Source organism: Flaviramulus multivorans, assembly GCF_021728415.1.
GTDB classification, from domain to species: Bacteria; Bacteroidota; Bacteroidia; order Flavobacteriales; family Flavobacteriaceae; genus Sabulilitoribacter; species Sabulilitoribacter multivorans.
On record NZ_JAKKDV010000006.1, the window covers coordinates 1 to 15,069 of the forward strand.

The 15,069-nt window shown below is 33.1% G+C and carries 11 protein-coding genes; 2 read left to right on the forward strand and 9 right to left on the reverse strand.

The genetic code is table 11. From position 1 onward, the window contains the following. From L3X39_RS14745 to L3X39_RS12785, 9 genes are all read right to left on the reverse strand, one after another. A partial coding sequence (locus tag L3X39_RS14745; RefSeq protein ID WP_262910962.1) for a thiamine pyrophosphate-binding protein occupies positions 1–120 on the reverse strand: 120 nt, incomplete at its 3' end. A gap of 81 nt (positions 121–201) precedes the next feature. Continuing rightward, positions 202–1,578, reverse strand: a complete 1,377-nt coding sequence (xylE, locus tag L3X39_RS12750) for a D-xylose transporter XylE (RefSeq protein WP_237232242.1) — start codon at positions 1,576–1,578, stop codon at positions 202–204. 3 nt (positions 1,579–1,581) lie between these two features. Then, entirely contained in the window at positions 1,582–2,898 is a 1,317-nt protein-coding gene (gene xylA / locus L3X39_RS12755; RefSeq protein ID WP_237232243.1) for a xylose isomerase, read from the reverse strand. Positions 2,899–3,063: 165 nt separating this feature from the next. Beyond that, positions 3,064–4,548: a xylulokinase gene (locus L3X39_RS12760; protein WP_237232244.1), complete on the reverse strand. Its 1,485-nt coding sequence runs from the start codon at positions 4,546–4,548 to the stop codon at positions 3,064–3,066. Between the two features lie 129 nt (positions 4,549–4,677). Continuing rightward, a complete protein-coding gene (locus L3X39_RS12765; RefSeq protein ID WP_237232245.1) occupies positions 4,678–6,081 on the reverse strand; it encodes a purine-cytosine permease family protein in 1,404 nt (467 codons plus the stop codon). A gap of 129 nt (positions 6,082–6,210) precedes the next feature. Further along, entirely contained in the window at positions 6,211–7,353 is a 1,143-nt protein-coding gene (locus tag L3X39_RS12770) for an alpha-hydroxy acid oxidase (protein ID WP_262910988.1), read from the reverse strand. 98 nt (positions 7,354–7,451) lie between these two features. Beyond that, positions 7,452–8,828 carry an FGGY-family carbohydrate kinase gene (locus L3X39_RS12775; protein ID WP_237232246.1) on the reverse strand — a complete coding sequence of 459 codons (1,377 nt, stop codon included), beginning with the start codon at positions 8,826–8,828 and terminating at the stop codon, positions 7,452–7,454. Positions 8,829–8,838: 10 nt separating this feature from the next. Further along, on the reverse strand, positions 8,839–10,119 hold the full coding sequence (locus L3X39_RS12780) for a sugar isomerase (protein WP_237232247.1): 1,281 nt from the start codon (positions 10,117–10,119) through the stop codon (positions 8,839–8,841). A gap of 96 nt (positions 10,120–10,215) precedes the next feature. After that, a complete protein-coding gene (locus tag L3X39_RS12785; RefSeq protein WP_237232248.1) occupies positions 10,216–12,321 on the reverse strand; it encodes a bifunctional aldolase/short-chain dehydrogenase in 2,106 nt (701 codons plus the stop codon). Between the two features lie 532 nt (positions 12,322–12,853). On the opposite strand from L3X39_RS12785, the gene L3X39_RS12790 reads away from it, so the two are divergent. Both L3X39_RS12790 and L3X39_RS12795 read left to right on the forward strand, forming a co-directional pair. Then, a complete protein-coding gene (locus tag L3X39_RS12790) occupies positions 12,854–13,900 on the forward strand; it encodes a GntR family transcriptional regulator (RefSeq protein ID WP_237232249.1) in 1,047 nt (348 codons plus the stop codon). A gap of 111 nt (positions 13,901–14,011) precedes the next feature. Continuing rightward, positions 14,012–15,058 (forward strand): GntR family transcriptional regulator, encoded by a 1,047-nt coding sequence (locus L3X39_RS12795; RefSeq protein ID WP_237232250.1) that lies wholly within the window; start codon positions 14,012–14,014, stop codon positions 15,056–15,058. The last annotated feature ends 11 nt before the right edge of the window (positions 15,059–15,069 follow it).

Sequence of the window (15,069 nt, forward strand, 5' to 3'; positions counted from 1 at the left end):
GTGCATAAAATCTGCACCTCCCATGGGACCACCCGGGTGTCCTGAATTTGCCTTTTCTACCATAGCAACAGCCAATGCTCTAATATTATCTGCCGATTGTTGATCAATTTTTTTGTTCATTTTTTTCACATTTATAAATTAACCCAATTGCAAAAATTAGATTTGATTGGGATATTTTATTTTTTAAAGTGTGTAATTAAACTATTTCTTTTTCCAAATGCTTTCCATTTCTTCTAAAGTTTTCCCTTTCGTTTCAGGAACAAATTTCCAAACGAATATCGCAGAGATTATGCTCATTACTCCATAGAAAAGATAAGTTCCTCCGTTACTAATTTCCATCATTGGCGGGTAAGTAGATGAGATAAAGAAATTTGCAGCCCATTGAGCCGCCACAGCAATTGCTACCGCCTGACTTCTAATTTTATTTGGAAATATCTCTGAAATCAATACCCAACAGATGGGTCCCCAACTCATCATGAAAGATGCGGTATAAACAATTATAAATACTAACGTTGTTATTCCTATAATATCCATAAAAGCTAGAGTAGAAATGGCAATCATGCCTATCGCCATTCCGATAGAGCCAACAATAAGCAAGGGTTTTCTTCCCCATTTATCTACCGTCATAATAGCTACTACAGTAAATACAACATTAACCAAGCCCATAATAATGGTCTGTAACATTGACGCGTCTTTGGCTGCTCCCATACTTTCAAAAATACGAGGGGCATAATACAATGCTACATTAATACCTACAAATTGCTGAAAAACTGATAATAAAACGCCAATAATTATAACCGCTTTTCCATAAGAAAACAGTTTGGCTTTATTCACATCTACGGTTAGTTTAATATCACTTAATATTTTATTAGCTTTCTCTAAACCGTTGAATTTAGATAAGATAGACAACGCTTTATCATCTTCTTGTTTTAAAGCTAAATACCTTGGAGATTCTGGAACAAAAAACAATAAAACAACAAATACAGAAGCAGGAATTGCCTCTGATAAGAACATTCTTCTCCAACCAATTTCATTAATCCATTCTATAGTTTGACCATCAGCAATACCCCAGTTTACAAAATACACTACAAGCATTCCAAAAATGATAGCAAATTGATTTAAAGAAACCAATCTTCCTCTAATTTTGGCAGGTGCAATTTCTCCGATATACATAGGGCAAACTGCAGATGCTAAACCAACTCCAATACCACCTATAATTCTGTAAAAATTAAACATCCAAAGTAAACCCATTGTAGCTTCTCCTTTTTTGAAGAATAAAAACTCGGGGTTTGCAGAACCTAAGGCTGATAGTAAGAATAAAATACCTGCAATTATTAGCGCTCTTTTTCTTCCATAAGAAGAAACAAAACCAGATATAGCCCCTCCAATAATACAGCCTATTAATGCCGATGAAACTGTAATTCCGTGTAAAAAGGAGCTTAAACCTTGACTCTCTATTAAAAAGGCTTGAATTGATTTTTCTGCTCCCGAAATTACTGCGGTATCATAACCAAAAAGTAATCCTCCTAATGTTGCAACGATGGTTACCACATAAATATATGCTGTATTTTGCTTCATAATTTATATATATTGATTAATAATGTTTTCAAACAACTCTTGTTTACCACTTTTTAATTGTAGTTCGCCATTTTCTTGAGCGATTTTATATAAATCTTGTAAACTTAGTTTTCCATTCTCAAAATCTTTTCCTTTTCCTGAATCGAAAGAACTATAACGTTCTTTTCTTAATTTCTCATAAGGTGAAGATGTTATAATTTTATCTGCAATTAATAAAGCTCTCGCAAAGGTATCTGCACCACCAATATGAGCGTGGAATACATCGTCTAGGTCTGTTGAGTTCCTTCTGATTTTAGCATCGAAATTAACACCACCACCTTGCAAGCCTCCAGCTTTTAGGAAAACCAACATGGCTTCAGTAGTTTCTTGAATATTGTTCGGGAATTGATCGGTATCCCATCCATTTTGATAATCACCCCTGTTAGCGTCTAAACTTCCTAACATACCTGCTTTTGCAGCGGTTTCAATTTCATGTTGAAACGTATGTTGCGCTAAAGTGGCGTGGTTGACTTCGATATTTATTTTGAAATCTTTGTCTAATCCATATTCTCTTAAGAACCCAATGGCTGTTGCTGTATCAAAATCGTATTGGTGTTTTGATGGTTCCATTGGTTTTGGCTCGATAAAGAAATTCCCTTTAAACCCTTGGCTACGCGCATAGTCTCTACACATTGCCAAAAACTGCCCCATATGATCAAGCTCACGCCCCATATCTGTATTTAACAAAGACATATATCCTTCACGACCACCCCAAAACACATAGTTTTCTCCGCCTAGTTTTATAGTCGCGTCTAAGGCTAATTTTATTTGACCTCCTGCTCTGGCAACCACATTAAAATCTGGGTTGGTAGAAGCACCATTCATGTATCGCGGATTTGAAAAGCAGTTTGCTGTTCCCCATAATAATTTAACACCACTATCTGCTTGTTTGTCTTTGATATAATCTGTTATGGTTGCTAATCTTTGTTCTGATTCTGAAAAGGTTGCACCTTCTTGAATTAAATCGAAATCGTGAAAACAGAAGTAATCAAAACCTATTTTACCAATAAATTCGAAAGCTGCATCTGCTTTATCTTTTGCAGCTTGAATAGGGTCAGAAGATTGATCCCAAACAAATTTTTGAGTTCCTGGACCAAATGGATCGGAACCTTGTCCACAGAAGGTATGCCAGTAAGCTATTGAAAACTTAAACCAATCTCTCATGGTTTTTCCAGCGACTACCTGGTCTGGGTTGTAATATTTAAATGCTAATGGGTTGTCTGATTCTTTTCCTTCAAATTTGATTTTGTTTATTCCTTTAAAGTATTCTTTAGTTGCCATGATGAAAAATGTTTATTCGTTTGTTCGTTTATTTATTTTTAGTTCTACACACGCGTTAGAGAATGCAGAAGAGATCCTTTTTGCGAGGCACAATCAAAAAAATTGTAGCCTTCGATTCCGCTCGGGATAAACTTTAAGTCGGACCCTTGTGGTAATGCCAGAACGTTATTTATTTAAAATGAGTTCTAATTCTTTTTTCCAGGTGTTATATGCTTTTATATAAGGTTGTTTGTCTTTAAAAGGCATGAATGTCATGACATGGTCGTTATCCATAATTACCTTTTCGAAGGCTTCAAAATCGCCTTTGTGTAAATTCGCTGCTCGTGCAGCTCCTATGGCGCCTGTTGTGTTGTAAATTTCTATTTCTTGCTCGATTAAGGTAGCTACCGTATTTGCAAATATCTCTGAACGGAATAAATTATCGTTTCCGGCACGAATTACGCTTGGCTTAATCCCATCGGATTTTAGGATTTCCATGCCATACACAAATGAAAAAGCGATACCTTCAAGCGCCGCACGACACATGTGCCCTTTGTGGTGATTGTTTAAGTTCATATTGACGATACGCGTGCCAATTTCTTGATTGTTGAGCATACGTTCTGCACCATTACCAAACGGAATTAAGCACACACCATCTGACCCTATTGGGATTTCTGAAGCCAAATTATTCATCTCTTCGTAAGAGTTTACCGCCAAATTATTAAGTAACCAGCGATATTGAATGCCTGCTCCATTTATATTAAGTAGTTTGCCAATTCTTGGGTTAGATTTTGTGTAATTTACATGTGCAAAATTATTGACACGCGTACTTTCTTTGCCCGATAGATTATCGGTAACCGCATATACCACACCTGAAGTTCCACCTGTTGCAGCGACTTCTCCCGGGTTGAATACGTTTAATGATAGGGCATTATTTGGCTGATCGCCAGCTCTATAAAAAATGGGGGTTCCTGCGGCAATACCGCTTTCTGCTTCACCTTTTTCGCATACCAAAGATTGCACTCCGAACGTATCGACAATATCTGGAACAAATGCTTTATCAATGCCATAATATTCTAAAAGGAAATCTGCTGTTTTATCGTTTTTAAAATCCCAAAAGATGCCTTCTGACAATCCCGGTATGGTAGTGTTTATTTTATCTGAAAATTTATAAGCGATATAATCGCCAGGGAGCATAAATTTGTAGATTTGTTTATAAATGTCAGGCTCATTTTCTTTAACCCATTTTAATTTTGAAGCTGTAAAGTTTGCTGGGGAGTTTAATAAGTTTGATGTACATTTTTCTGCACCAAGTTCATCAAAAGCTCTATGCCCAATTTGTACCGCTCTACTATCGCACCAAATGATACTTTTCCTTAAAGGTGTGCCGCGTTTATCAACTAAAACCAATCCATGCATTTGGTAAGAAATACCAATACCCTTAATTTGAGGTCTGCTTACTTTATATTTCTTTTTTAAGGACTGTATAGCATTACAGATGTGTTTCCACCAATCGTTAGGATTTTGTTCAGCCCAACCATTTTTTTCGGCATGCATACCCATTTCATCTTTTGGTTCCTGTACAACACCTAAACTTTTCCCAGATTCAACTTCTACTAACGCTGCTTTAATAGATGAACTTCCTATGTCTAGTCCTAAATAATAATTCATTTTAGTGCATATATTAAAAATAGTATATCTTCGTTTTAACACTTATAGTTACAAAATAAACTGTGCTAGTAGTAAAAAAATAACTTATGAATTTATTTCAAAAGCCATAATTTCAATAAAAATCATCTATTACTTTTGAAACTTTTTACTGAATACTAAGAATAGGATTCCACATAATACCCAAGCAGGAAGTGTTACAAAAGATAAGAACACATCGAACTGAACTGATATAAAATAAAACAATCCGAAACTAATTGCCCATGACCAAAATACAGACTTATTAAAAGATAAATTAGCTACTTCTGCATAGTTTTTTACGATGCCTGCCTTTTTATGAAAAAAGTGCTCAAATACAATGATAGCTCCAAATGGTGCTAGTATAAATCCGTAAAGTGCTACGAAACCTAAAAGTTTCATGGCAAAAGCTGGGAATAGTCCTGCAATAGTAGCAACAGTACCCGCTAAAATAGTCACTTTTACAGTTGATAATTTTGGTAAAATAGCTTGAAATGCTAAACCTGCTCTATATATAGTAGGATTAGCAGTTGTCCAACCCGCTAAAACAACAGCAATAATACCGAATATACCAATAGCATTATTTGCTAAAGGACCAGGGGCAACTGGTGGTGCATCGCCATTACTCAAAAATGCTTGTGCCTCAGGAGACTTTAAATAAACTGCATATAATAATGCAGCAGCTATCCACGCCATATAATGCCCTACATACATTCCTGCAGCAGTTGTCCATCCTGCATTGGATTTTTTAGCAAATCTAAATACTGATAAATCAGACATCCCAACGTGCATCGCTGCATTAGCAAACCATGACCAAATAACTACATGCCAAAACGTAAATTTTATTTGTCCAGGAAAAGGCTCTCCGCCTTCACCCCAAATATTCCAGAAATCAGAAAAACTATTAACATTTAATTGACCTAATGCAACTATACCTGCAGCAATAAAGGCCAAAACAATTACTGGAGACATCCAGTTGGCAGCTTTTGTAACAGTATCATAACCTCGTGCTGCTATGATTGAGATTACAGCTCCAATCAATATTACTATAATGACCCAAGTCATTCCATTAGGCATGGTATCAGTTAATTTTGGCATAGGCATATCAAATGGAATCCCTACCGCAGTTGCGGAAACTGTTATCATGGCTCCTGCTAGAAAGCAAAATAACACACCATTTGCTAAATTATATCCAGTTACTAATTTCTTACCACAAATTTTTTCTAATTGATAATAAAGGGTAAGTCTGTTTTTTACAGCTATTTCTGCTGTTAAAAAACGCCAGCTTAAAACAGCTAAAAGGTTTCCTAGTAATAAACCAATAATCAAATCAAATGCACTTACTCCTGCAGTTAAAAATAAAGGACCTATCATAAACTCTGTTCCTGCTGCGTGTTCTCCAGCATACATCCCAATAAAACTTTTCCAACCTTTTAATTTTGATGTTGGCACTGGAGTTCTTTCAAATTCTCCTCCTGCAATTTCTTCAATGTCTTCTTCGATATTAAATTGACTCATATAAATTGGTTGTTTAGTCGTTAAAAGTATTTATAGTTACAATAAAAGAGCTTTATACTTTACAAAGCCAATTTCAAAAATAGATTCTCATTATCACAAATGTATCCTGTACTGTACTGTCTGGTAGAACTACTTAATTAGATGATTAGGAAAATCGGTTGTTTTTTCACAGCATAACTGCTCCATAACTTGTTGTAATTCTGTCTTTAGCAATGATATTGTATGATTTCCTCCTTTTTTCCCAAGTGCGGATACACCATACATGAACGATCTCCCCATAAAAGTAAACTTAGCTCCGCTTGCCATAGCTCTTGCAACATCGGGTCCTGAACGAATACCACTGTCCATCATTACTTCAATTTTATCACCATATTTTGCTGCAATTATTGAAAGAGGCTTTACAGTTGATTGTCCTGCATCTAATTGACGCCCACCATGGTTAGATACTATCACGCCATCTATTCCAAGTCTTATGGCTTCTTCTGTATCATATTCTGAAGCCACACCTTTTAAAACTAATTTCCCTTTCCACATGTCTCGAATAGGCTTTATTTTTTCTTCATTCAATCTCCCACTAAACGTTTGATCCATAAACTTGCCTAATTGCTTTAAATCCAAACCTTTAGGCATGTAAGGTTTTAAAGTTGCAAAATTTGGCTGTCCATATTTTAATGTTTCCAGCGCCCAATGTGGTCTACCAAATACTTGTAAAATATTACTCAATGTCATTTTGGGAGGCATTGCTAAACCATTTCTAATATCTCTGGGTCTAAATCCAAATGTAGGTACGTCACAAAGAATAACTAATACTGGGCATTCTGCTGCTGCTGCTCTATTAATGATATCATCACGTAGTTTATCCTCAGTAGGATGGTATAACTGAAACCATGCTTTTCCTTCGGTTAATTCACTGGCACGCTCTATACTTGTTGTAGTTACCGTACTTAATATAAAAGGAATATTATGCTCAAAAGCCGCTTTAGCTAAAATTTCTGGAGAATTAGGCCACATCAATCCTTGTAAGCCAACCGGAGCTATTCCAAATGGTGCGTCATACTCAACTCCAAATAGCCTTGTTTTTAGTGCAGAGCCATGATGCTTTCTTAAATAATTTGGTTTTAATTGTACTTCTCTTAACTCTGAAGTGTTTCTAAACAAATTTACATCTTCATTACATCCGCCATCTAAATATTCAAAGGCAAACTTTGGAATCTTTTTTTGAGCTCTTGTTCTTAAATCATCAATTGAAGGATACCGGGTGTCAAATTTCATAACAATAGTATTTTAAGATAGTAATTTTCTTTTTTTAAGAAATATAATAATTAATAAAAACTACTTTTTAATCATTCTCAATTTATCAATTGAATATTTTATCCGCTAATAATAAATGGAACATGTTTTTTAAGCGCATAATTTCTTTTCAAAAATTTTGAATTAAGTTTTGTGTCAGATATTGAAATTGCAGCGCCCAAAGCTGAACCTAAGGATGCACTTGTTGTTCTTAGTTTTTTATCTCTAAAGTAGTGTGATAATAATTTAATATAAACATCATTATCGCTAAACCCGCCATCGACATAAAGTCTCATAATCTCATCCTCTCCTATGGCTTTTTTTATACATTTTATTTGCAATAAGACCAGCTCTATCATTAATTGATGATAAGCGTGTTCAAATTTGTGATAAGATATATGGGTTTGCTCTGGCATATCTTTATCTTCTATGCTATCCCATTTAAAACAATAATTAAAATCTTGAATAATTTCAAAATAAGTATCATAATCAAAATTAACTGTACGATGATAATCCTTATCTACATTAAATAATTTATTTAGTTTATCAACTTGTATTTTATACTCATTTCCTAGAAAAATTCGTGATGCTTTTACTGGCTTTCCATTAATCCTCATATAGTTTATTGCATCCTTATCATTCATATCCTTAGAAATAGGTTTTTTTGTAAAGGGATTAAAAGCTATACTCCAAGTGCCAGTTGAAATAAGCACAAATTTTTTCTTAATACTTCTTACATATGGTAGTAATGCTGCTGAACTATCATGAATACCAACCCCAATTTTTATGCGATTTCCATTATAATTCATATTTATACTTGTTTCGGTTGAAACAATAGGAGGCAAAATTTTATCAATACCTTCGTTATAAACCCAAGTATGATAATCCTTCTTTCTATAATCCCATAAGGCAGTATGACAGCCTATACTTGTATATTCACTTATAGGGATTCCGGTAAATATGTAACTTAAATATTGTGGTAAGTGTAATGAATATTTTATTTTACTATAAACCTCTGGCTTAGATTTTTTTATCCAATAAAGCTGAAGTCCAGAATTTAACATACTTAAATCTGCACATCCTGTTGTTTTTAAAAATTTTTCTTTTGGACCATACTCTTTAAAAAAGGAGTCAATGATTTTTTTATCTAAAGTCTTTGTGTAGTTATAAAGTGGCGTAACTGGATTTCCATTTTCATCTATATGAACTAAACTTGCCCCATAAGTTGAAAAGTTAATGGCTTTTACCGCGAACTCTTTGGCTTCAAGAATTCGGTTAAAAACATCTTTCAACCATTTATGCAAAGCTTGAAGGTTTTCGGTTGGGTGTCCATCCTCATCAACTACTTCATCAAAGGCAATATATTCTTTATGAACTTCTTTAAAATCCTTATCAAATAAAAAAAACTTTTTGTTAGTCTTACCAATATCAAAAACAGCAGTTACTTTTTGTTTCATACTACATAATTTACAATCCTGTAGCCACAGTATTTTTACCTCTTTCTTTAATTAACTGTCCTCTTATATCTAATGCTCTGTAAGTGTTTATAGGGCTTATAGCACCTCCTCTGGTTAATCGGGCCTTTTCTAATAATGGTCTAACATCTGTTCTGTAAGCACCTTGTATAATTTCTTGACACTTTACGACATCATTATTTAGCTGAGCCGCTTTTAATTCATCTTGATTAACAAGTAATGCTTTAGCATATGCCTCTTGAATAGCTTCAAGTGATTGTATTAGATCTTCTAAGGGGTCTTTAACATTATGGCTAGCATCAATCATCCACGCTAAATCTGGATTTTGTGGATTATTTGCCATACCATAAACCAATTCATTAAAGATTAAAAATAGAGCGTATGGTTTAATACTTCCTACGGTCAAATCATCATCACCATATTTGCTATCGTTAAAATGAAATCCACCTAATTTACCTTTTAATTGTAAAATTGAAACAATTTGCTCAATATTACTATTTGGTAAGTGGTGTCCTAAATCTACTAAGGTATATGCTTTGTCTCCACAACCATTAGCTAGCATTAATGAGGCGCCCCAATCTTGTATTACTGTGCTATAAAAATTAGGTTCATACGGTTTGTATTCAACCAACATTTTCCAATCATCTGGAAGACCTTTATAGATATCTATCAAGCTATCTTGCGTGTTTTGAAATGCGGTTTGAAAGTTATTTTGTCCTGGAAAACAAGATCCATCAGCTAACCAAACCGTTAGAGCTTTAGATCCTAATTTATCACCAATTTTAATAACATCTAAGTTGTGCTGTATAGCTTGCTCTCTAACCGCTTTACTTGTATTACTTAAAGATCCATATTTATAGGATTCTTTTGCGCCTTTTTGATCTTGAAATGTATTAGAGTTTACCGCATCAAATTTAATATCTAAAGCATTTGCTTTTTCTTTAATAGCATTATAATCTGAAGGAATATCCCAAGGAATATGCAAAGATACTGCTCCTGCTGTTTGCGTTAAACTATGAAGAATACCAATATCTTCTATTTTTTGTTCAAGACTTGAAGGTTCTCCAAAAAAAGAAAATCGCCCGAATCGAGTTCCGCCAGCACCTAATGCCCAACTTGGAATAGCAACCTGAAAATCAGCCAACCTAGTCAATATATTATTAACATCATGACCTTGCTTATTTAATTTTTGAGATAAAAAGTCAAAATTTTCCTTATGACTCTCTATTTCTGATTTATTGCAACTTAAGATTTGATCTTTTTGTATTTTCATGATAAATTTCTCTAAATGCAAAGAAACTTCCATAAACCATAATATCTATGGAAGTTTTCTTTTACTAAACTAAACTAATTATACCAAACTATTCTATTATCTAACAAAAGCATTCGCCATACCGCCATCAACATTTATAATATTTCCTGTTGATTTATCAAGTATACCTACGAATGAAAATACACCGTTAGCAATATCTTCTGGAGTGATAATTTCATGCAATAAATTCCTTTTTGCATAAAATGCTGGTAATTCTTCAACTGTAATACCATTGGCTTTTGCTCTTCCTTCAGCCCAAGCACCTTCCCATATTTTACTACCTACAATAACACCATCTGGGTTAACGGTATTTACTCTTACTTTGTCTTTAGCTAATTCGGCAGCTAACAAACGTACCATATGTTGTTGCGCAGCTTTCGCTGTTCCGTAAGCTACATTATTAGGTCCTGCTACTAAACCATTTTTACTTGCAATGGCTATATAATCACCTCCTAATCCTTGTTTGCGAATAATTGCTGCAAATTGTTTTGCTAAATCGAACTGCCCTTTAACTAATATATTCTGTAATATATTCCAGTCTTTATCTGTTGTGTCTTCTAATGGTTTTGAAATGGCCAATCCTGCACTGTGCACAATAATATCAACTCCTCCAAATTCAAGAATTGCTTTCTTGTAGGCGCTCTCAATGGATGCAGTACTTGTTACATCACAAACGGCATAAGTAGACACATCTCTTTTGTATGTTGCATTAGCTTCTATTAAAGCTTCTTCATTAATATCTGTTAAAACTACATTGGCTCCTTCTGCCGCCAGTTTATCAGCAATTGCTTTACCAATTCCTCCACCTGCTCCAGTAACAAAAGCTACTTTACGAGATAATGGTTTTTCTTTTGGCATACGTTGTAACTTTGCCTCTTCCAATAACCAATACTCAATATCAAAAGCTTCTTGTCTTGGTAAAGAGGTATATTCTGTGATAGCTTCTGCACCACGCATAACGTTAATAGCATTTATGTAAAATTCACTTGCTACACGTGTAGTTTGTTTGTCTTTTGAAAAACTAAACATACCAACCCCTGGATAAATAATAATAACAGGGTTTGCATCACGAATGGCTGGACTATTATCTTTTTTACATGTATTATAATAATCCACATATTCTTGACGATAGGCTTCAAATGCTGGCTCTAATTTCTTTAAAATAGCATCAGCGTCTGATAAATCTTCATTTTTATCTAATTTTAATACTAGAGGTTGAATTTTGGTTCTTAAGAAATGATCTGGACAAGATGTACCCATAGGTGCCAATCTTTCTAAATCATTACTATTGATGTATTCCATAACTACATCTGTATCAGAAAAATGACCAATCATACGTTTTTCAGAAGAACATAATCCTCTTAATAGAGGCATTAATTGCGTTGCTTTTTCTAAACGTTCTTCTTTTGGTAAACTTTCAACTTTTTGACCGCCAAAAACAGAGCCTTTTTCTTTAATTTTTTTGGCAATATATTCCGATGCCATTTCTATAACCTCGAGACTGTTCATATAACACTCATAAGAAGTGTCGCCCCACGTAAATAAACCGTGACTTCCTAATACAATACCGCGAATACCTGGGTTATCAGCTAAACATTTTTCTAATTGCAACCCCAAATCGAAACCTGGCTTTTGCCAAGGCACCCATCCCATAGTATCTCCCCAAATCTCTTTTGTAACTTGTTCACTATCTTTGGCCGCAGCTACTGCAATTAATGCATCTGGGTGCAAATGATCTATATGTGCAAACGGTAACAGTCCGTGTAAGGGTGTATCAATAGAAGGTGCTTTACTATTTAAATCATAAATACAATGATTAAAAAGCCCAACCATTCTATCCTCATCATGTAGCCCTTGATACACGTTTTTTAGGTCTCTCAACCTTTTTGTATATAACCCCGCTATTCCAGAACGTGTTAAAGTACCAATATCTCCACCAGAACCTTTCACCCACATTACTTCAACCTCTTCGTTGGTTAAAGGGTCCGTTTCAATCGTTTTACAACTTGTGTTACCCCCACCATAATTTGTAATTCTTAAATCTGCTCCTAAAATATTTGAACGATATAGAAATAATTCAACTTGATTGTCACCTAAGCTATCTGCTTTTTCATCATCCCAAAGATAATCTACGTATTTAAAGTTTTTGGTTATGTTTTCCATATTACTGATTATAATAATTATTAATCCCAAAATTAAGTAAGGGATAAATAATCTCTATCCTGTACTATACTGCAAAATCAGATATTGGTTTTAAAAATATGAATTTTATTAAATCCTATTGAATATATTATTATTAATCAGATACTTATTATCCTTATTATTACTATTTTTATAGTATTAAATAGTCTTATAAATTATAAGGATTATGACAAGTAATTTATTTTGAATAACAACAAGATTTGAATATTCCTCGGAGTTCTCTCAATAAACAAACTCTATACGATTAGAAACCAAAATAAATTGTCATAAGGTTAATAAGTTTGGATAAGTAGATGTTTTTTGGGATTCTTGGGAAACAAACATATAAGGAGGAACACAAAAAAGTAAGATATTAATACATATAAGGTATTTACATTTACCCTCCGAGTTCTAAGGTAATAAAAGGTAAATTGCCTTATTTTAAGAATCGCACTTAGTAGTCTTTTTAACTGCACAAGGTAATAGTAAAGCAATTGACGAATTTATTAAAATTATGGAATTACATAAATTTATTAAAATTGATGAAGATTCAAGAATCCCTAAGTATCAGCAAATTGTTGACTCTGTAATTCAAAATATTTCTTCTGGTAATTTTAAAATTGATCATAAAATACCTTCTATAAATAGCCTTAGTGAGGATTTGTACCTTTCAAGAGATACTGTTGAAAAGGCTTATAGTATACTTAAAAATCGAAATATCATAGCATCCATTCGAGGTAAGGGTTATTATATTTCCCGAACTAAGTTAATAAAGAAATTAAACATTTTGTTCCTTATTAATAAATTGAGCTGGTACAAAATGGAAATTTATCATTCGTTTTTAAACAGCATTGGTTCTAACGCATATATAGACCTACATATATATCATTGTGATGAAACCTTATTTTTAAATTTATTGAGTAAGCATGAAAAAGCTTACGACTATTATGTTATTATGCCGCATTTTAAAACTGAAGACCTTCAGCATACATATACTACAGAAGCTGTAACCCAAGCCCTAAATAAAATTCCAAAAACAAAGCTTGTTTTATTAGACCATGACCAAATTCCAATCGGAGATAATGTTCTTACTGTTTATCAAGATTTTGAAAATGATATTTATAGTGCTCTGAAAAACGGTATAAAAAAGATTATTAAGTACAAAAAAATAATTCTTATCTATCCAGAAAAAACTGTTTATCCTTACCCCAAACGCATTAAACAAGGGTTTATAAAATTTTGCGCTGAGCATCATTTAGACTTTGATATTTTAAATCAAGTGTACAATGACATGGTTCTTTTAAAAGGTGATTTGTTTATCACCATCTTAGAGGACGATTTAGTCAATTTGATAGAGCAAATACGAGACAAAGAGTTTGTTTTAGGGGGTGATATAGGTATTGTTTCATATAATGACACGCCTTTAAAAGCCCTTCTTGGTATTACAGTTATTTCAACAGATTTTAGAATAATGGGAGAAACAGCATCTGGCATGATTTTAAATAATGAAAAAGGCAAGTATAAAGTACCATTTAATTTTATTGAAAGAAAATCAACATAACCAAGAATTAACACTAATGCCTATATATTAAATTTAAATAATAAATGATATTTTGGCTTTTCTGATTTTAAATAAAAAGTTTATATTCATTGATTAAATTAAACAAGCAACATGAATCTAATTAAATTCATAAAGATTGATGAAAACTCTAGGGTTCCAAAATACCAGCAAATCATTGATTCCATAATTAACAATATTTCTTTAGGGAATTTAACCATGGATCAAAAAATTCCTTCAATAAATATGTTTAGTGAAGAGTTTTATTTATCAAGAGATACTGTTGAAAAGGCGTATAGTATTTTAAAGGAGCGAAATATTATTACTTCTATTCGAGGTAAAGGCTACTATATTTCTAGAACTAAGTTAATTTCTAAAGTCAATATTTTATTCTTAATTAATAAATTAAGTTCTTATAAAATGAGAACTTATAATCATTTTATAGACGCTATTGGGGCAAATTCACATACCGATTTACATATTTATCATTGTGATGAAAGTTTGTTTTTAAATATATTAGATAAAAACAAATCAGCCTACGATTATTTTATTATTATGCCCCATTTTAAAACAGAAGAACTCAAACATGTGAGCTTTACAGATAATGTAATTAAAGCGATAAAAAAGATACCAAAAGATAAATTGGTTATTTTAGATAATATTAAACCAGAAGTTGAAGGGGATTTGATAGAAGTTTACCAAGATTTTGAAAATGACATCTATTTTGCCTTGAAAGAAGGATTACCAAAAATAAAAGAATATAAAAAAATCATGTTAATTTATCCTGAAAAAGCGGTATATCCATATCCCAGAAGGATTTTGCATGGCTTTAGAAAATTTTGTGTTGAACATAAACTGGATTTTGAAATTCTTGATAAAGTTTATGACGACATGATACTAAAAAAGGGAGATTTATTTATTACAATTGAAGAAGCCGACTTGGTTAATTTAGTAAAACAAGTAAGAGAAGATGAACATAAATTAGGAAGTGATATTGGCATTATTTCTTATAATGACACACCTCTAAAAGAGTTATTGGGTATAACCGTTATATCGACGGATTTTAAAGTGATGGGAGAAACAGCAGCACAAATGATTCTAAATAAATCAAAGGGTAAATTTAAAGTCCCTTTTAATTTTATTGAAAGAGAATCACTTTAAGCTACCCATTT